Annotated in this window: 16 protein-coding genes; 11 read left to right on the top strand and 5 right to left on the bottom strand. The window is 66.5% G+C overall.

Going from position 1 to position 18,584, the window contains the following annotated elements; all coding sequences use genetic code 11:
• Nucleotides 1-148, top strand: a 148-nt coding sequence (locus RIB52_RS14145) for a YadA-like family protein (protein ID WP_350176571.1), incomplete at its 5' end; no start/stop codon positions are given.
• A gap of 136 nt (nt 149-284) precedes the next feature.
• Here RIB52_RS14145 and RIB52_RS14140 read toward each other — a convergent pair.
• Complete coding sequence (locus RIB52_RS14140; protein ID WP_350176652.1) at nt 285-1,256, bottom strand: MBL fold metallo-hydrolase; 972 nt, start codon at nt 1,254-1,256, stop codon at nt 285-287.
• An 89-nt stretch (nt 1,257-1,345) separates the two neighbouring features.
• On the opposite strand from RIB52_RS14140, the gene RIB52_RS14135 reads away from it, so the two are divergent.
• Nucleotides 1,346-3,433 carry a prolyl oligopeptidase family serine peptidase gene (locus RIB52_RS14135; protein WP_350176650.1) on the top strand — a complete coding sequence of 696 codons (2,088 nt, stop codon included), beginning with the start codon at nt 1,346-1,348 and terminating at the stop codon, nt 3,431-3,433.
• A gap of 111 nt (nt 3,434-3,544) precedes the next feature.
• On the opposite strand, the gene RIB52_RS14130 is transcribed toward RIB52_RS14135, so the two are convergent.
• Nucleotides 3,545-4,672: a MipA/OmpV family protein gene (locus RIB52_RS14130; protein WP_350176648.1), complete on the bottom strand. Its 1,128-nt coding sequence runs from the start codon at nt 4,670-4,672 to the stop codon at nt 3,545-3,547.
• 306 nt (nt 4,673-4,978) lie between these two features.
• Here RIB52_RS14130 and crtY point away from each other — a divergent pair, with 306 nt between their 5' ends.
• From crtY to RIB52_RS14095, 7 genes are all read left to right on the top strand, one after another.
• Nucleotides 4,979-6,259: a lycopene beta-cyclase CrtY gene (gene crtY, locus RIB52_RS14125; RefSeq protein WP_350176646.1), complete on the top strand. Its 1,281-nt coding sequence runs from the start codon at nt 4,979-4,981 to the stop codon at nt 6,257-6,259.
• Nucleotides 6,260-6,315: 56 nt separating this feature from the next.
• Entirely contained in the window at nt 6,316-7,827 is a 1,512-nt protein-coding gene (locus tag RIB52_RS14120) for a phytoene desaturase (protein WP_350176654.1), read from the top strand.
• Nucleotides 7,828-7,844: 17 nt separating this feature from the next.
• On the top strand, nt 7,845-8,426 hold the full coding sequence (locus RIB52_RS14115) for an LOG family protein (protein ID WP_350176644.1): 582 nt from the start codon (nt 7,845-7,847) through the stop codon (nt 8,424-8,426).
• Between the two features lie 17 nt (nt 8,427-8,443).
• Nucleotides 8,444-9,412 (top strand): phytoene/squalene synthase family protein, encoded by a 969-nt coding sequence (locus tag RIB52_RS14110; protein WP_350176642.1) that lies wholly within the window; start codon nt 8,444-8,446, stop codon nt 9,410-9,412.
• Nucleotides 9,413-9,415: 3 nt separating this feature from the next.
• Nucleotides 9,416-10,195 (top strand): CPBP family intramembrane glutamic endopeptidase, encoded by a 780-nt coding sequence (locus tag RIB52_RS14105; protein WP_350176640.1) that lies wholly within the window; start codon nt 9,416-9,418, stop codon nt 10,193-10,195.
• A 31-nt stretch (nt 10,196-10,226) separates the two neighbouring features.
• Nucleotides 10,227-12,116: an acetyl/propionyl/methylcrotonyl-CoA carboxylase subunit alpha gene (locus tag RIB52_RS14100; protein ID WP_350176638.1), complete on the top strand. Its 1,890-nt coding sequence runs from the start codon at nt 10,227-10,229 to the stop codon at nt 12,114-12,116.
• Nucleotides 12,117-12,231: 115 nt separating this feature from the next.
• Nucleotides 12,232-13,785, top strand: coding sequence for an acyl-CoA carboxylase subunit beta (locus tag RIB52_RS14095; protein ID WP_350176636.1), 1,554 nt, complete (start codon nt 12,232-12,234; stop codon nt 13,783-13,785).
• A 100-nt stretch (nt 13,786-13,885) separates the two neighbouring features.
• On the opposite strand, the gene RIB52_RS14090 is transcribed toward RIB52_RS14095, so the two are convergent.
• On the bottom strand, nt 13,886-15,145 hold the full coding sequence (locus RIB52_RS14090; RefSeq protein WP_350176634.1) for a multidrug effflux MFS transporter: 1,260 nt from the start codon (nt 15,143-15,145) through the stop codon (nt 13,886-13,888).
• A 129-nt stretch (nt 15,146-15,274) separates the two neighbouring features.
• Here RIB52_RS14090 and dinB point away from each other — a divergent pair, with 129 nt between their 5' ends.
• Nucleotides 15,275-16,444, top strand: a complete 1,170-nt coding sequence (dinB, locus tag RIB52_RS14085) for a DNA polymerase IV (protein ID WP_350176632.1) — start codon at nt 15,275-15,277, stop codon at nt 16,442-16,444.
• An 84-nt stretch (nt 16,445-16,528) separates the two neighbouring features.
• Nucleotides 16,529-17,458, top strand: a complete 930-nt coding sequence (locus tag RIB52_RS14080) for a CFI-box-CTERM domain-containing protein (protein ID WP_350176630.1) — start codon at nt 16,529-16,531, stop codon at nt 17,456-17,458.
• On the opposite strand, the gene RIB52_RS14075 is transcribed toward RIB52_RS14080, so the two are convergent.
• Nucleotides 17,455-17,943 (bottom strand): NUDIX domain-containing protein, encoded by a 489-nt coding sequence (locus RIB52_RS14075; RefSeq protein WP_350176628.1) that lies wholly within the window; start codon nt 17,941-17,943, stop codon nt 17,455-17,457. The two genes, RIB52_RS14080 and RIB52_RS14075, sit on opposite strands and share 4 nt — an antisense overlap.
• Nucleotides 17,931-18,569: a 6-phosphogluconolactonase gene (locus RIB52_RS14070; RefSeq protein ID WP_350176626.1), complete on the bottom strand. Its 639-nt coding sequence runs from the start codon at nt 18,567-18,569 to the stop codon at nt 17,931-17,933. Before RIB52_RS14070 ends, RIB52_RS14075 begins: the two co-directional genes overlap by 13 nt.
• Between the last annotated feature and the right edge of the window lie 15 nt (nt 18,570-18,584).

Below are 18,584 nucleotides of genomic sequence, written 5' to 3'. Positions count from 1 at the left end.
CAGCAATGTTGCGACCTATCGCGGCGAAGTCGGCGTTTCCGTCGGCCTGATGCACCGGCTCGAAGGCGATTTCGCCCTCACGGCGGGCGTTACCTATGCCGGCGGCAATTCGACTGCGGTACGGGCGGGCATCGCCGGGGAATTCTGAGGAGAAAGGCGGCGAGCGGTCTCCTGCATGGCGGGAGGCCCGCCGCTCGCGAACAGCGCGCCGCCGAGATCGCTCCCTACCGCCAGGGCTTCGCACCGCGCCTCGGCGCGGCCGATGCCGATGCAGGCATGTGCGGCTAGGACGACAGGCAGGCGCGCATGCCCCGGCGGGCAATGGCGAAGCCGGCCTCCCCCACCGCGCGGCTTTCCGCGCTGGCGGGATCGCGGATCGCGTTGGTGTGATTGTAGTGAATGAAATGCACCTTGGACCGCTCGCCATCGGGCAGCGGGGCGAGCCGCTTCATCACCTCGCTCACGCGCGGATGCGGCACCGCGCTCATATCGCGGCCCTCCAGCTCCCCGTCGGCCCAGAACGTCGCATCGATGAAGGCGTAGTCCACGCCCGCGACAAGCTGTTCGAGGCTGCTGCCCGAGCGCGCTTCGAATTCATCCCAGCTATCGATATCCGGCAGGTAGAGCGCGCGGCGATCCGGTGTCATGATGATGAAACCCACCGTCTCGGACAATTCGTCGCGATGCGGCACGCCGACCGGCAGCACGCCGAATTCGTCGGACAGAACGGTGAACGCCCCCTCGCCCATTTCGGCGATCGCGATATGGCCCTCATCGACCAGCTGGCTCCACGGCCCGTTGCCGCGCAGGAAGGCGGCCATGCGCGGCATGGCGAAGACGGGCACGTCCTGCGCCCCGGCCGCCTCGGTGCCGAGCCAGGCGAGCCCGAGATAATGCCCGATATGCGCATGGGTCAGGAAAATGCCGTCGATTCCGAGCCCACCTTGCGGCGGCGCGACTTCGTCGAGCGCGGCGAGCTGTTCGGTGATCGCGGGGCTCGCATCGAACAGGTAGCGCGTCCCAGCCTCGCGGTCGACCAGCGCGAGCGCTGCGGGAAGCAGGCGCGGGCCCTTATCCTGCGAATGGCCGATCTGCGGCGCGCCCGCATCCTGGCCCGCGCCGAGCACGACGAGTTCGCGCAGACACGCGTCGTCCCCGTCCGCTGCGATTTCGTCAGCCCGCGCTCCGGCGGAGAGGCCGGCCAGCCCGAGCACCCCTGCCGCCGCCGCTGCGGCGCCGTAGAAACCGATCCGCATTTCCGCCTCCCCCTTACATTGCGCTCGGAGGCATGAACGTTATGGAGAGGCGCAGCAAGAGAACACGGCATGACTGAGGAGCCGCATCCATGAAGCACACCACCCGCATCGCCCTTTTCGCCGCCGCGCTGACCGTCTCGGCCTCGCCCATGGCCGGGGCCGCCAATGCCCGGCCGATGACTCCGGAGGACGTGGCCAGGATCGAGGCGCTGGGCGCGATGGCGGTTTCGCCCGACGGCGCGCGTATCGCCTTCACCACCGGATCGCGGCCCGACGTGACCCAGGGCGAGGAGGATGGCGGCTATCGCGGCGAATTGAAGGTCGCGACCGGACCGGATGCGGCGCGCGCCTATCTGCCCGAGGACATCAGCCCAGGCCAGGTTGCCTTTTCCCCGGACGGGTCGATGGTCACCTTCCTGTGGGCAAAAGGCGGCGACGATACCGCCATTTGGGGCGTACCCGTCGCGGGTGGGGCCTATCGAAAGCTCGCCGCCGTGCCCGGAACGGGGGTGCGTGCCTACGAAATCGCGCCCGATGGCTCCGCGATCTACATGCTGGCCGGGCCCGACGAGGACAAGCAGCGCACGGCGCAGCGCGAGGCCGGCTTCGATGCGAAGGTCTATGAAGAAGAGTTCCGTCCGGCGCGCTTGTTCGCGGCCCGTTTCGGCGGGTCCATCGACGAGGATCCGCGCGAGATCGCCCTGCCCGGCTTCGTCAGCGGTTTCGACGTGTCGCCCGACGGCAAGCGCGCCCTGATCGAAACCGCGCCGACCCCGCTGGTCGATGACAGCTACACGAAAAAGCGCGTCAACATCATCGACCTTGAAAGCGGCGATGTCACCGCCGTGGTCGAAACGCCGGGCAAGATCGGCGATGTCGAATGGGCGGGCGACGGCGCGCAACTCTCGCTCATCGCCGGGGTCGACATGAACGATCCGGCGGCGACGACGCTGCATCTCGTCGATGCCGCGAGCGGGGAGTACCGCGCGCTCAACGCTGGCGCGGCCGAGGCCGCGGTCGATGCCGAATGGCTCGAGGACGGGCGGCTCGCCGCGATCATCCATGTCGGGGCGCAGTCGGTCATGCGGCTCTACGATGCCGATGGCAGCCTTGCCGCCGAATACGATCCCAAGTCGCTCATCCTTACCCGGGTCGAAGCGGCGGGTGGCACGGTTGCGGTCGCCGCGAACAGCCCGATCCATCCGAGCGAATTGTTCGTCTTCGATCCCTCGCGCAGCTGGTCCGACGAGACGGGCAATTTCCGCCGCTGGACGACTCACAATCCGTGGCTGTCCGAGATCACCTTTGGCACGCAGCGCACCTATACCTACACCGCGAGCGACGGGCAGGAGGTCGAAGGCGTGCTGATCGAGCCGGTCGGCGGGACTCCGAAAGGCGGTGCGCCCACCATCATGAACATTCACGGCGGGCCCGAAGCGCATGAATCGAATGGCTGGCAGACCGCCTATTCCAAGCCCGGACAGATCGCGGCGGGACAGGGCTATGCCGTGTTCCTGCCGAATTATCGCGGCTCGACCGGCTACGGCGTCGCTTTCGCGAAACAGCACCAGGGCAATTACACCGATCCCGAATTCCGCGACATCGTCGATGCCAAGCGCGCGCTGGTGGCGGACGGCATCACCGATGGGACCCGCACCGGGATTACCGGCGGCTCCTATGGCGGCTATGCGTCAGGCTGGGGCGCGACCTATTATTCGGACGAATTCGCGGCATCCGTGATGTTCGTGGGTATCTCCAACCAGGTCAGCAAGTTCGGCACGGTCGACATCCCTTACGAGATGTACAATGTCCATTCGCGCGCATGGCCGTGGGATGACTGGACCGCGATGCTCGAAGTCTCGCCGGTCTATCATGTCGACAAGGCGAACACGCCGATCCTCATCATGCACGGCGAAGAGGACACCCGCGTCAACCCGGGCCAGAGCCTCGAGCTGTATCGCAGCCTCAAGGTGCGCAAGCCCGACGTGCCCACGCGGCTGGTGTTCTATCCGGGCGAAGGCCACGGCAACCAGGGGGCGGCGGCGCGCTATGACTACTCCTTGCGGATGATGCGCTGGTTCGACACCTACCTCAAGACCGGCGACCGCCGCGCTCCGCTGCCCGATCCGCGCCCGACACTGGCCGAGGGCGCTGGCGGGGCAAAGATCGAGGAATAGGCCGGCAAGGTGCAGGGGCGGCTGCGCGCCGCCCCGGGGGGCGCGCCCACCGTCAAAAATCAAAGCGTCAGGGTAAAGTAAACGCCCTCAAACGGCGCAGCGGCGGCGCAACTAGAACGTATAGCCCACGCCCAGCCCGGTGATGATCTGGTTCGGGTCGCCTCGCAGGGCGGTGTAGGGCGTGTCCTCGCCGTCCCCGAAGAGGCGCGAATAGCCGACAACGCTGTAAATGCTGAACCCGCCATCGAGGCTGTTGCCGCTGAGGTCGTAATTGACGATCGCGGTAAACCCGGCGCTGTTGAGCCCGCCATCGGCGCGGAATTGCGGCAGGCCGCTGGCGGCGGCCTGGCCGGGTGTGACCGAGTAGTAATAATCGGCGAAGCTGTCGTCGACGAACTGCATCCCCGCCTGCAGGTTGATCACGGTCGCCTGCCCGATCGGCGTCGTATATCCGATATTGGGCTCGATCAGCATACCCTCATGCGCACCCAGTATGTCCCAGCGCACCTGCGTCGAAAGGGTCAGCGAATCGAAGCGGTTGAGAACGCGCGGAAAGCTCACCCCCACATTGGCGCCGACCTCGGCCGCCACATCGAGCTTGCCAGCCGCTTCCACCACCTCGTCGCTGATCCGCGCATTGCGATCGTTGCGGATGCGGAAAGCGGGACCGAACTGAAAGGTCGTGCCGCCCGGCTGGCCCGGAATGGTGCGCTGGGAAAGCAGGTTGAGCGTGATCCCCGGCCCGTTCGGAGTGAGACCGATTCCGCCCAGCCGACCGACGATCAACGGCAGCGGGAAAGCGATGTAATCGTCCGACCCGGCATAGCTTGGGACCATGCCGACGCCCACGCCGAGCGTCACCCAGTTGTTGTCGAAGACCGGTTTCATCCCTTGCATCCCGGTGGGGAACGGCTGCCCCGGCCCCTGGCCCTGGCCCTGGCCCTGCTGCTGGCCCTGCTGCTGGCCTTGCCGGGGCTGGACGGAGCTGTCGGTCTGCGCTTCGTTCACGTCCGCGGCGAGGTCGAACCCGTCCGATCCCGTTGCCGCCACCAGCACCGGTTCGGGAGCAATTCTCGGCGCTCTTTCCCGGCCCGCCGAGAGATCGACGACGGTCCCGGCCTGTGCGTGGGTCACGACGCCCGCATCTGCAACGGAGGAAGCGCCGGCATGCGCCGGGGCGGCAAGTCCGGCAGCGAGCGCGGCAGAAGCTACGAGAAAGACAGGCTTGGCAGGGGTCACGTGGGGAAACTCCTCTGGGACATGGGACGGCCCTGGACCGGCCGGGCGCGAGGCTGCGACATATCCTTTCGCCCCGACACGCCGAACTGGCAAGACCCTGTTCAAGCGGGGCTAATCTTGGCAATGCCGTGACGCATGGTCGCCGCATACCCCGCCTATTTCATGCAAGTGATGCAATCAATGCCGCATGCGCCATTGCGTTCCGCATGCAGCGCCGCGCCGACCGGCCCCGATAGTCGTGCGAACGGGCCGCGCGCGCCGCTGCTCATTGCTCACCCCGCCGCCGTGCCCTAGGGCTAGGAGAGTATGAGCGACTCGTCTCCCTCCCCTGCCCCGCAGCCCGACGACGCGCCGCCCGATCCTGCCCGGCTCGATCCGGACGCGCTCGATCTCGTGATCGTCGGCGGAGGGCTTGCCGGCGGCCTGCTGGCGCTCGCTCTCACGCGCATGGCACCCGGCATCCGTTTCCGGCTGATCGAGGCAGGCAGGGTGCTGGGCGGCAATCATCGCTGGAGCTGGTTCGAAACCGATCTCGCCCCGCAAAGCGCCGGGCTGCTCGGCGAATTCCCGCTCAAGAGCTGGGACGAAGGCTACGACATCGCCTTTCCGGGCTATGGCCGGACGCTCGGCACCTCCTACCGTTCGCTTGCCTCGGAGGATTTCCACGCCCATCTCGCCGACGTCCTGCCCGATGGCAGCGTGATGCTGGGCAAGCGCGTGGCCGATCTCGATGCGGGCGGCGTCACGCTTGCCGACGGCACGCGGATCGCGGCGAAGCGGGTGGTCGATTGCCGCAATTTCAAGCCCTCCGACCAGCTCGCAGGCGGCTGGCAGGTCTTTCTCGGCCAGCATATACGGTGCCACGAACCCCACGGTCTTACGCGGCCCGTCATCATGGATGCGACGGTCGATCAGCTCGCCCCGCACGGCAACGGGGCCGCCTATCGCTTCGTCTATGTCCTGCCCCTGAGCGAGGACGAGGTCTTCGTCGAGGACACCTATTACGCCGACCACCCGCGCATGGACCGCGAACAGCTCGCCTCGCGCACCCGCGCCTATGCCCGCGAAAGGGGCTGGCGCGGCGAGGTGATCGGATCGGAAACGGGCATCCTGCCGGTCATTTCGGGCGGGGATTTCGAAAGCGTGATCGAGGACCTGCGCATTCCCGGCGTCGCCATCGCCGGATCGCGCGGCGGCTTTTCGCACCCGCTGACCAGTTACACCCTGCCCTTCGCCGCGGCCAATGCGCGCGAGATCGCCGCGCTGCTATGCGAAAACCCCGGGACGAGCGCAGAGGAACTCGCCGCCTTCTGCGAAGAACGCGCGCGCCGCCATTGGCGCGAGACGGGGTTTTACCGGATGCTCTCGCGCATGCTGTTCGAGGCCGCCGATCCCGAACGGCGGGTGCAGGTGTTCGAGCATTTCTACGGACTTTCGGGCGATCTCGTCGAACGCTTCTATGCCGGGCAATCGACTTGGCCCGACCGGCTGCGCATCCTCAGCGGCAAACCGCCCGTAGCTATCAGTCGTGCCATGCGCGCGATGATCTCACGCGGGAAGCCTTTCAGACTGGAGAAGACGGCATGAACGCCGAAACACCGATCACCCCCACAAATCCCACCGGCCGGGGGATCGACCCTGCCATGGCTCAGCGCTACGCTGGCAAGAAGGCCTGCGTGATCGGGGCGGGCTTCGGCGGCATGGCGCTCGCCATCCGCCTGCAGTCGCACGGCATCGCCACCACCGTGGTCGAAGCCCGCGACAAGCCCGGGGGCCGCGCCTATTTCTGGGAGAAGGACGGCTTCACTTTCGATGCGGGGCCCACGGTCATCACCGATCCGCCTTGCCTGGAGGAGCTTTGGCAGCTCACGGGACACGACATTTCCGAAGACGTCGAGTTGATGAAGGTGATGCCGTTCTATCGGCTCAACTGGCCGGACGGTACCAATTTCGACTATTCGAACGATGAGGAAAGCCTCAACGCGGAAATCGCCAAGCTCGAGCCCGACGATGTCGTGGGCTATCAGCGCTTCCTCGAATATTCGAAACGGGTCTACGAAGAAGGCTATGTCAAGCTCGGGACCAAGCCGTTCCTCGACTTCAAGACCATGCTCAAGGCCGCGCCTGCCCTGATCAAGGAACAGTCCTGGCGCAGTGTCTATTCGATGGTGTCGAGCTATATCAAGAACGAGAAGCTGCGCGAGGCGTTCAGCTTTCACTCGCTGCTGGTCGGCGGCAATCCGATGAAGACGAGCAGCATCTACGCGCTCATCCACAAGCTCGAAAAGGACGGCGGCGTGTGGTGGGCGCGCGGCGGGACCAATCGCCTGATCGCCGGGATGGTGCGCCATTTCGAGCGGCTCGGCGGCACGATGCGCGTCGGCGACCCGGTCGTGCAGGTCCACACGATGGGCACGCGCGCCAGCGAGGTCGAGACGAAATCGGGCTGGAAGGAGCGCTTCGACGCGGTCGCTTCCAATGCCGACATTATGCATTCCTACAAGGACCTGCTCTCGAACTCACAGCGCGGTCAGAAAATGGCGAAGTCGCTTGGCCGAAAGAGCTTTTCGCCGAGCCTGTTCGTCGTCCATTTCGGGCTCAAGGGCACGTGGCCGGGCATCGCGCACCACATGATCCTGTTCGCCAACCGCTATAAGGGCCTGCTCGACGACATCTATTCGAACGGTGTGCTGCCCGAGGATTTCGCGATCTACCTCCACCACCCGACTGTCACCGATCCGAGCATGGCGCCCGAGGGCATGAGCACGTTCTACGCCCTCGTCCCGGTCGCCCACATGGGCAAAATGCCGGTCGACTGGGACGAAGTCGGCCCGAGGCTGGAGAAGATGATCCTCGACGAACTCGGCCGCCGCCTGATCCCCGACATCCACGATCGGATCGTGACCAAGTTCTCCTACGCGCCCAAGGACTTCAAGCAGGACCTGTCCGCCCACATGGGCAGCGCCTTCAGCCTCGAACCGCTGCTGTGGCAGAGCGCCTATCTGCGCGGTCACAACCGCGACGACGTGATCGAGAACTTCTACCTCGTCGGCGCGGGCACGCATCCGGGCGCGGGGATCCCCGGCGTCGTCGGCAGCGCGAAGGCGACCGCGGGCATTGTGCTGGAGGATTTGGCCGCTAAAGCGAGCGCATGAATGGAATGAAACGGCCCATGCGGCGCCTCGCGGTCTATTGCGGCTCCGCCTCGCCCGCGGACCCACGCTACATCGAACTCGCCGAGGATGTCGGCGCCGCGCTCGCGCAGCGCGGGATCGGGGTGGTCTATGGCGGCGGCAGGCTCGGGCTGATGGGCGCGGTGGCGAAAGGCGCGAAGGCGGCAGGCGGCGAGGTCATCGGGATCATTCCCGAAAGCCTCGTCAAGGCTGAGGTGGCGAACCATGACTGCGACGAATTGATCGCGGTCGGCGGCATGCATGAGCGCAAGCAGAAGTTCACGGATCTTTCCGACGGCTTCGTGACGCTTCCTGGTGGCGTGGGCACGATGGACGAATTGTGGGAAGCGATGAGCTGGGCGCAATTGGGATACCACTCGGACCCGGTGGGCCTGCTCAACGCCTATGGCTTCTACGACGACCTCATCGCCTTCAACGCGCATATGGCGAAAGTCGGCTTCGTGCGGCCCGCGCATCAGGACATTCTCATCCATGCCGATCGCCTGCCCGACCTGCTGGACAAGATGGAGGCTTACGAGCCCCACACACCGATCTTCCGCATGAAGGCCGAGGACCTCTAGGGGAGGCCGCGCGCGCGATGGGGGTCGAGCCATCCTTCGAACCGATGCGGCGCGAGGCCTTGGTCGAACACGCGCGGCTAGCGATCAAGCACGGCTCGCAGAGCTTTTCCGCCGCCGCGCGGCTGTTCGATCCGGCCACGCGCGAACGCGCCTGGCTGCTTTATGCCTGGTGCCGCCGCTGCGACGACATTGCCGACAACCAGCATCTTGGCGGTGAACTCGGCGACCAGTCTGACCTTGCGACGCGCCTCGCCCATATCCGCCGCCTTACGGCGAAAGCCTTCGCCGGGCAGCCGACCGGCGACCCCGCCTTCGATGCGCTCGGCGTGGTGGCGAGGGAATGCGGGCTCACCCCGGCCATGGCCGAGGACGTGATCGCCGGCTTCCAGCTCGATGCCGAGGACTGGCGCCCCCGGACCGAGGCCGACATGATGCGCTATTGCTACCACGTCGCGGGCGCGGTCGGCGTGATGATGGCGGTCGTCATGGGGGTGAACCCGGCGGACAGCGACACGCTCGACCGGGCGAACGATCTCGGCCTTGCCTTCCAGCTGTCGAACATCGCGCGCGACATCGTCGAGGACGACGCGGCGGGGCGGTGCTATCTGCCGATCGAATGGCTGGTCGCCCAGGATATCGAGCCCGGCCAGCATACCAAGCCGCACCACCGCCGCGAACTCGCCGCCATGGCCGCGCGGCTCGTCGCGCTGGTCGAAAAGCACGAGGCGGCGGCGCGCGTCGGGGCCGAACGCCTGCCCTTCCGCAGCCGCTGGGCCGTGCTCTCGGCGGCGCGCATATACGGAGCGATCGGTCGCAAGGTGAGAAAGCGCGGGACCGAGGCGTGGAATTCGCGCACTTATGTGCCGCGCTGGGAAAAGGCGCTGCATGGCGCGCGCGCGTTCCTGTCGGCGGCGATCAACCGCGAGAAACACCCCGACGGGCCGATCACCTGGGGCATCGCGGATTATCGGCCACTGAAAGGCTAGCCCGTGACCACGACCTTGCGACTTCCCGGCCCGGTGGGCGTGATCGTCGCAAGTGCGCTGGTGGCAATCTCGCTTCGTCCCATGGTCACCGCGGACCCCCGCGCCGTCGCGGCCACGGGTTCGGCTCTGCTCGCTTCGACGTTGCTGTTTCGCGGGGACTGGACCGTGACTGGCAGGGCCATCGTGGTTTTCGCGGGCTTCCATCTTGTCCTTGCCTTTGCGCTCGGGGATTATTTTGCCTGGCCCTGGCACCTTCTGCTTCCGCTGGTCGCAACGACTATCGTGCTCGCACTGCGGCGCGATCGGGACCTTGCCGCGCTCGGCATCTCGCGCGGTGCATTCACGCGGTCCGAATGGTTCTGGACGGCGGGGATCGGGGCCGTCGCGGGCACGGCATTGTGGCTGTGGACCATGTTGCTCCGTCCCGATCTCGGCGAGTTCCGGGCCATGATACCCGCGCAAGGGGCCTTTGTCCTCGCAGCGAGTGCGCTCGGCTTCGCGCTCGTCAACGCGGCGATGGAGGAAGCCGTCTGGCGCGGCGCAATCCAGCATTGGTTGACGCTGCATTTCGGCGCGCGCGCTGCGGTGGTCCTGCAGGCGGTGTCTTTCGGGGCGATCCACTGGGCCGGTTTCCCGAGCGGGTGGATCGGAATCGCCCTCGCCTCGATCTACGGGCTGATGCTGGGCGCGCTGCGCCTATCGTCGGGCGGCCTGCTCGCCCCGTTCGCCGCGCATGTCCTGGCGGATCTCGTCATCTTCGCACTCGTGCTGAGCGCCACTTGAAGCGGGGCCGCGGCGCGCCTAACCCGAACCGATGATCGCAAAGCTCCTCATCGCCAATCGCGGCGAGATCGCCTGCCGCATCATCCGCACCGCGCGCGCGATGGGTGTGGCGACGGTCGCGGTCTATTCCGACGCCGACGCCAGGGCGCTCCACGTGCGCCAGGCGGACGAGGCGGTGCATATCGGCCCCTCGCCCGCCGCCGAAAGCTATCTCGTCGGCGAGAAGATCATCGCGGCGGCAAAGGAGACCGGGGCGGAGGCGATCCATCCGGGCTACGGCTTTCTTTCGGAGAATGCCGCGTTCGCGCAGGCCGTCATCGACGCGGGGCTCATCTGGGTCGGGCCGAAACCTGCCAGCATCGAGGCGATGGGGCTGAAGGACGCGGCGAAAAAGCTGATGCGCGAGGCGGGCGTGCCGGTGACGCCGGGCTACGAGGGCGAGGACCAGTCGGTCGAGCGGCTCGCCAAGGAAGCGGACGCCATCGGCTACCCCGTCCTCATCAAGGCGGTCGCGGGCGGCGGCGGCAAGGGGATGCGCAAGGTCGATAGCGCGGGCGATTTCGCCGCCGCGCTCGAATCCTGCCGCCGCGAGGCGCGCGCGAGCTTCGGCAATGACGAGGTGCTCTTAGAGAAGTGGATCACCTCGCCCCGCCATATCGAAGTGCAGGTGTTCGGCGATGCCCACGGCAATGTCGTCCACCTGTTCGAGCGCGACTGTTCCTTGCAGCGCCGCCACCAGAAGGTGATCGAGGAAGCCCCCGCCCCCGGCATGGACGCGGCCACCCGCGAGGCGATCTGCGCTGCCGCCGTGCGCGCCGCCAAGGCGGTCGATTACGAGGGCGCAGGCACGATCGAATTCATCGCCGATGCCAGCGAGGGACTTCGAGCGGATCGCATCTTCTTCATGGAGATGAACACGCGGCTTCAGGTCGAGCACCCGGTGACCGAGGCAATCACCGGGGTCGATCTTGTGGAGTGGCAGTTGCGGGTTGCGAGCGGCGAGCCGACGCCGTTCCGCCAAGAGGAGCTGTCGATCAATGGCCACGCGATCGAGGCGCGGCTCTATGCGGAGGACCCGGCGAAGGGGTTTTTGCCGAGCACGGGACGGTTGGACTTCCTCGATTTTCGCGGCGACGCCCGAATTGAAACCGGGGTCGAACAGGGCGCCGAGATTTCCGCATTTTATGATCCGATGATCGCCAAGATCATCTCGCATGGAGACTCGCGCGACGAAGCCATCACGGCGCTGGCGGGCGAGCTCGAACGTTCGGCGATTTGGCCCGTCAGGACAAATCTCGCCTTCCTAGTCAGCCTGTTGAGGGAAGAGGATGTTCGAAATGGCGACCTTGATACGGGGCTGATAGGACGCAAGCAGGACATACTCACAGCAGAGCCCACACTAAGTAACCGCGCCCTGAGCGATGCACTGAAGTGGTTTGTCCGCGAGAGCACTAACTTCGACCAAAAGGCCGAACCCATGCTCGGTTTTCGCATGAACGGGCCGCGCAGGCAGGAATACCAACTGGCGGTGAATGGGGAGGTGAAGACCTTCCGTTACGGCCCGACACCAGAGGGCCGGTATTTCGAGCATGGCTTCAGGGAGGTCCCTGATCCGAATGCGCAGTTCATCTCGATCCGTGGTCACCTGCTCCGGATTGCACTGCCCCGCCATGACGGCACCGGCCAAGCCTCCGCCGCCGACGGCGCGATCATCGCGCCGATGCCGGGCAAGGTCATCGCACTCGATGTCGCCGAGGGCGACACCGTCACCGCCGGGCAGCGGCTCATGGTGCTCGAGGCGATGAAGATGGAGCACGCCCTCACCGCGCCCTTCGACGGGACCGTGACCGCCCTCGAAGCCAGCATGGGCGGGCAGGTGCAGGTCGAGGCGGTCCTGTGCGTGGTGGAGCCGGCGGAGTGACCGCAGCTGCTTGGCGCCAAACGGTTGCGCAGCAACCGCAAGGGCGACCGCCCGCCCGCAGCGCCGATAGGTGCGAGGATATCGCGCGCCGGATGGCGTGCGGACAAAAAGACTCATGACCTGGGCCAAGGAACTCGAGGAACTGCGCCGCCGCGAGGCGCTGGCCGAGGAAATGGGCGGCCCCGACAAGGTCGCGCGCCAACATTCGCGCGGCAAGATGGATGCCCGCGCGCGGCTCGCGGCGCTGTGCGACGAAGGCTCCTTCCGCGAGATCGGCAAGATCGCAGGGCGCGGGCATTACGATGAAAACGGCGACCTCGACAGCGTTATCCCCGCCCCCTTCCTGTTCGGCAAGGCCACCATCAACGGCCGACCCGTGGTCGCGACGGCGGACGACTTCACCATTCGCGGCGGGGCAGCGGATGCGGGGATCGCGCGCAAGATGGTGCAGGCCGAACAGATGGCGCACGAGCTGCGCCTGCCGATCGTCCGCATGATCGACGGGACGGGCGGCGGCGGCTCGGTCAAGACGCTGGAGCAGATCGGCGCGACCTACATTCCCGCCGTGCCCGGCTGGGGCGACGTGGTGACGAACCTCGACACAGTGCCGGTCGTTGCGCTGGCACTTGGCCCCACGGCGGGCCTCGGCGCGGCGCGCACCGTCGCCAGCCATTATTCGATCATGGTCAAGGGCCTCAGCCAGATCTTCGCCGCCGGCCCAGCCGTGGTCGAGGCGATGGCCGAGGCCTACCGCGACGGCTCGGGCAATCACGAGGACGCGAAGGAAGCCTTGGGCGGCAGCGCGATCCATACCCGCAACGGCGTGGTCGATGACGAGGTGGTAAGCGAGGCCGAGGCTTTCGCACGGGCTCGACACTTCCTCAGCTTCATGCCCGAACATGTCGGCCAGCTCGCCCGCCGCGCGGAGTGCTCCGACCCCGCCGACCGGCGCGAGGAGGCGCTACTCTCCCTCGTGCCGCACGATCCCAAGCAGGTCTATTCGATGCGCCGCGCGCTGGAATTGGTCCTCGATAAAGGCACGGTGTTCGAGATCGGGCGCAACTGGGGCCGCGCCGCGATCACCGCGCTCGCGCGGCTCGACGGCTGGCCGGTCGCGTTGGTGGCGAGCGATCCGAGCTATCTCGGCGGATCGTGGGAAGCCAAGACTTCCGAGAAAGTGGAAAGGTTCGTCAAACTGGCCGACCAGTTCCGCCTGCCCATCGTCCACCTCGTCGACAATCCCGGCTTCATGATCGGGCGCGAGGCGGAAATGGCAGGGACGATCCGCTACGGCATCGAGGCGATGAACGCGATCTACAAGGCCAGCGTGCCGCTCGCCAGCGTGGTGATGCGCCGCGCCTACGGCATTGCGGGCAGCGCGATGAGTAATGCGGAGAGGTATCAATACCGCTTCTGCTGGCCGAGCGGCGACTGGGGAAGCCTACCCATCGCGGGTGGGTTGGAGGTCGCTTACAAGGCCGAACTCGAAGCGGCCGACGACCCGGCAGCCGAACTCGAGGCAATCCGCGAAAGGCTCGCCAAGGTCACTTCGCCCTTCCGCAGCGCCGAACGCTTCAACGTCGAGGACATCATCGACCCGCGCGACACCCGGCCCCTGCTGTGCGAATTCGCGCAGCTCGCCTGGCGCAGGCTCGAAAGCGAGCGCTAGACCGGCCCGAAGGGCCGCAAGCCCGACCGGGCGCCCGCAGCGATGCGACCTTCAGGTCGCAAGAGCGAGGAAATCGCACCCGCGGATGCGGGTGCGCAGATCAGGACGCAGGCTCCGCGCCGAAACCCATCGCAGGCTCGGGCGGGCCGAACAGCCTGCCCTTCTCGCTGAACAGGACCAGCGCGAGGCAGGTCAGCCCCGCCGCCAGCAGCGACAGCGCAAGCGGCTGCGCGGTTCCGTCATAGGCATAGCCGATCGCCGCTCCCAGCACGGCGGCCACGGTCATGCGCACGAAGGCGTGGACCGAACTCGCGGCGCCCGCGATGGCGAAAAAGGGATTCATCGCGATCGATCCGAAATTGCTCCCGATGAAACCGAGCAGCGCCATGTTGATCGCCATCAGCGGCACGAAAACGAACAGGCTTTCCTCGGGCTGGAAAGCGAAGAAGACCTGCGCGGAGGCGACCGCGATGAAGGCGAACAGGGCGGTATGGCTGACCCGGCGCGCGCCGAAGCGTTCGACGATGCGCGAATTGGACCAACTCGCAATCGCCATCGATCCTGCACAGATGCCGAACACGATCGGGAAAATATCCCCCGCGCCGAAAGTTTCGGTGATCAATTGCTGCGAGGAATTGATGAAACCGAACAATGCGCCGAACACCAGCGAGGAGCCGAAGACATAGCCGATGACGCTGGGCAGGCTCAGGGCCCGGCCCATGTTGCGGGCGATGGGTGCGACGCGGATTGGCTGGCGGTTTTCCTCGCTCAGGGTCTCGGGCAGGCGGAACCATGCCCATGCACCGATCGCCACGCCCAGCAGCGCCATCGCGCCGAACACCGCCCGCCAGTCGGCGAACAGCAGGATGATCTGCCCGATGCTCGGGGCAACGGCGGGGACCATCAGGAAGATGACGAAGATCAGGCTCATCATGCGTGCCATCTTGTCGCCGCCCACGCGGTCGCGGATGATGGCGGGCGGCAGGGCGATGATTCCGGCGGCGAAAAAGCCCTGCGCCGCGCGGATAGCGATCAGCGCATCGAAAGTGGGTGCGAAGGCGCTCGCCAAGCTTAGCGCGATGTAGATGCCGATCGACACCAGCAATACGGGCCTGCGCCCGAAGCGATCGGCCAGCGCCCCGGGGGCCAATGCACCGACACCCGCCGTGAGCAGGTAGACGCCGATGACGAATTGCCGTTCGTTCCCCGGCACGCCCAGATCGAGCGCGAGTTCGTCGAGAGCGGGCAGGATCGCGTCGATGCCGAAAGCCTGCAGCGCCATCAGCAGCGCCATCAGCCAGATCAGTTCGCGTTCGCCCAGGCGGGCGGGCGCATTAGGGGATTGGGCAGTGGTTGCCATGCCCGGCCCCTTGCCCGCCGGTTCGCCCGTTGACCACTCTTCTTTTCGCATATGCACAAAATCGTGATCGCCCGGATAAGTTCCAATGGGTAGCAAGCGAAAACTTTTCCCCGCATTGCGAGCAGCCTAATGTCCCGATCCGTGCCGCAGGACCCGCCCGCCCCCGACAATGACGGCCTGCCCGAGGAAGCGGGCGGCCTCAGGAAGATCATCCATGTCGACATGGATGCTTTCTTCGCCAGCGTCGAACAGCGCGACAATCCGCACTTGCGCGGAAAACCCGTCGCGGTCGGCGGGTCGAGCGGGCGCGGCGTGGTCGCTGCGGCAAGCTACGAGGCGCGCCGCTTCGGAGTGAGGAGCGCCATGCCCTCGGTCACGGCGAAGCGCCTGTGCCCCGACCTTGTCTTCGTCAAAAGCCGCTTCGACGCCTACCGCGAGGCGAGCCGCCAGATCCGCGCCGTCTTCGAACACCACACGCCCCTGGTCGAGCCCTTGAGCCTCGACGAAGCCTATCTCGACGTGACCGAGGACCGTCTGGGCATCGGCAGCGCCACCCGCATCGCCGAGCTGATCCGCCAGGAAATCCCTGCCAAGACCCGGCTCACGGCAAGCGCCGGGGTGTCCTACAACAAGTTCCTCGCCAAGCTCGCCAGCGACCAGAACAAGCCCGATGGCCTGTGCGTCATCCGCCCGGGCGAAGGGGCGGATTTCGTGGCGACGCTGCCGATCCGGCGCTTCCACGGGGTCGGACCCAAAGCGGAAGAAAAGATGAAGCGCCTAGGCATCGAAACGGGGGCGGACCTTGCCGCCCGGGACATCGCATTCCTGCGCACGCATTTCGGCTCTTTCGCCGATTACCTTTTCCGCGCCGCGCGCGGCATCGACCTCAGGCCCGTGCGCCCGCACCGCATCCGCAAGTCGGTCGGCGGTGAGCGCACCTTTTCACAGGATATCGGTGGCGCGGGCGCGCTGCGCGACACGCTGGAAGATATCATCGATATCGTCTGGGAACGGATCGAACGGGCAGAGGCGCGCGGGCGGACGGTGACGCTCAAGCTGAAATACAACGATTTCAGCATCATCACGCGGGCGAAATCGATCCCGCAGCGCCCCCATTCTTCGAAAGGCGGCGAATGGATCGAGGACAAGGCGCGCTTCGCGCGGCTCGCCCGCGAATTGCTGGAGGAGGCGCTGCCGCTGCCGCTGCCGATCCGGCTGATGGGGCTGACCTTGTCGAACCTCGATCGTGGCAAAGCAGACGAGCCACCGCGTGACGAGGCGCAATTGTCCTTGCTCTGACAGGAATCGGGCAAGCTTCAACCCCTTGATTGCATGCGGAGAACCGTGCATTCGCTTGCCCATTGAGACAATGGGGGAGTTTTCGTGACGACACGTTTCAAACGCTTGGCAGCCTTGCTGACGCTGGTTGGTGTCGCATCTCCCGGCTCGGCGCAGCCCGCCGACAAACCGGCCTGCCGGATGACCGACGATTGGGCCGACGGCGAGGTGGAGCTGGCGCTGGTCGCCAACGAGACGGGCGGATACACTGGCAAGATCGAGGTCTTGCAGTATGGCTGGAAAACGGGCGGAAGACTGCCGCCCGCATCCGACCTGTCGGATTTCAGCAGCGGCCTGACGGTGATCTGGACGCAGCAGGCGGGCCGGTGGCGCTTCGCCACGGCCAGTCTGGAAATACCGCGCCCTCCCCTGCACGACATGGGCAAACCGGCGCGGGCCGTTGCCGAAAGGGACGGGCGCCGGACCAGCCGGGACTTCGAGTTCTCCTTCACGCCCGACGACGTGAAAGTCGATCTTGGCCCTATCGCCTCGGTGCGGGACCGGAGCTTCACGGTCAGCCTGCACTGGACCTATGATTCGACCGATTACAGGGTCACTCACTCTTACCGCGGGATCAGCAGGGGCTATGACTGGGCGAGTCCGCGCTACAATACCCTGACCTCGGCCTATCGCCGGGGGGACTGCAAGCTGGTCGAGGAAGGTTGTTTCCTGACGACCGCGGCCTGCGACGGCATCGGGCTGGCCGATGATTGCTGGGAATTGAGGACATTACGGGCCTTTCGCGACGGCTGGTTGCGCCGCCAGCCGGGCGGAGCTGCGGACATCGCTTCCTATTACGACCAGGCCCCCGCGATCGCCGCCCGCCTGCGCGGTGACAGGCGGGCGCTGGTCCGGCTCTACTGGACCCGCATCGTCCCCAGCGCGATCGCCGCGCACGTCGGGGCCAACCGCACTGCGCGCAAACTCTACACCCGGATGATGCGCGAACTGGGGGTGGTCGTCGGCCACGCCTAGGCTCGCGTCCCGCTCCTTTCCCATGCCTCCAGCCGCCGCCGGGTGATCTCGCCGAGCGGCTCGGGCAGCGCATCGATGGGAAAGAAGCGCGCCTCGATCACTTCGCGCCCGTCGGGCTGCGGGGGCGCATCGCTGACCGCAGCAAAGAGATACGCGGTGTGTGGCGAACCCGAGAGCACTTCTTCGATCCGGCCCGCGAAGTCGAGCCGGGCGAGATCCATCGCGAGTTCTTCCGCGATCTCGCGGCGGGCTGCGGCCTCGGGTGCCTCGCCCCGGCCGATCCCGCCGCCGGGCAGCGCCCAGCCGCGCGGGCCGTAGGAATGGCGCAGCAGCAGGATTTCGCCCGCATCGTTTTCTATCACCACCGCGCACCCCGCGATCGGCACGCCGCGCCAGCGCCGCCACGCATCGCGCAGCCGGTGCGCCAGCGGTAAGAGCGCGCGGTGGAGAGGGGCGGGCAGCACCCGCTCGATCAGGTGAAACATGTGACCGGAATGCCGCGCCGTCCCGCCTCGCGCAGCAGCCGCGCGACCGGCAGGTCGTTCCCGCCCGCAAGCGCCGCCTCGAAAACCGCGCGTTTCTTCGCCGACCCGCCGAGCGTGAGGACGACCCTTTCGGTGTCGAGCAGCGCGGGGATCGTCAGGGTGATGCGGTCGAACGGCGCCTCTGGCGGCAGCGGATCGGGCGTGAGGCGGCGGACCGGCAGGGGATCGTCGATTTGCGGGTCGGTATTGGGGAAAAGCGAGGCGACATGCCCGTCCGCCCCCATGCCGAGCCAGGTGAGGGCGAAGGCGGGCGGAGGGGCCGATTGCGACAGGGCGTTGATCTCGGCCCCGGCGTATTTGAGGACGGAACGGATCCTGCCGATATTGGATGCCGCGTGATCTTCGCCGACGATCCGGTCGTCGTTCGGCCAGATGCGCATCACGCTCCAGGGTGGGCCTGGATCGAACCGGGTCAGCGCCTCGAGGATCGGGAAAGGCGTCGATCCACCGGGAATGGTGAGAGCGAACTGATCCTCGCAATGGTAATTAGCGGCACTCAACCGGTCGTCGAGCCACTCCGCGATCGCCTGCGCGTCGGCGCCTTCGACGATTTCGACCCTGCTCACGGCGCGCTCATGGCA

Origin of the sequence: Erythrobacter sp. (genome assembly GCF_040217515.1) — a bacterium.
GTDB lineage: Bacteria > Pseudomonadota > Alphaproteobacteria > Sphingomonadales > Sphingomonadaceae > Erythrobacter.
The sequence above is the reverse complement of the archived record's forward strand: the minus strand, read 5'-3'. Positions and strand labels throughout refer to the sequence as shown.

Bases quoted from the DNA above. Each gene is read 5' to 3' on its own strand.
- crtY (WP_350176646.1), top strand. From the start codon at position 4,979: ATGAGCGACTCGTCTCCCTCCCCTGCCCCGCAGCCCGACGACGCGCCG.
- RIB52_RS14135 (WP_350176650.1), top strand. From the start codon at position 1,346: ATGAAGCACACCACCCGCATCGCCCTTTTCGCCGCCGCGCTGACCGTC.
- RIB52_RS14075 (WP_350176628.1), bottom strand. From the start codon at position 17,943: ATGTTTCACCTGATCGAGCGGGTGCTGCCCGCCCCTCTCCACCGCGCG.
- RIB52_RS14120 (WP_350176654.1), top strand. From the start codon at position 6,316: ATGGCTCAGCGCTACGCTGGCAAGAAGGCCTGCGTGATCGGGGCGGGC.
- RIB52_RS14140 (WP_350176652.1), bottom strand. From the start codon at position 1,256: ATGCGGATCGGTTTCTACGGCGCCGCAGCGGCGGCGGCAGGGGTGCTC.
- RIB52_RS14095 (WP_350176636.1), top strand. From the start codon at position 12,232: ATGACCTGGGCCAAGGAACTCGAGGAACTGCGCCGCCGCGAGGCGCTG.
- RIB52_RS14090 (WP_350176634.1), bottom strand. From the start codon at position 15,145: ATGGCAACCACTGCCCAATCCCCTAATGCGCCCGCCCGCCTGGGCGAA.
- dinB (WP_350176632.1), top strand. From the start codon at position 15,275: ATGTCCCGATCCGTGCCGCAGGACCCGCCCGCCCCCGACAATGACGGC.
- RIB52_RS14100 (WP_350176638.1), top strand. From the start codon at position 10,227: ATGATCGCAAAGCTCCTCATCGCCAATCGCGGCGAGATCGCCTGCCGC.
- RIB52_RS14115 (WP_350176644.1), top strand. From the start codon at position 7,845: ATGCGGCGCCTCGCGGTCTATTGCGGCTCCGCCTCGCCCGCGGACCCA.
- RIB52_RS14110 (WP_350176642.1), top strand. From the start codon at position 8,444: ATGGGGGTCGAGCCATCCTTCGAACCGATGCGGCGCGAGGCCTTGGTC.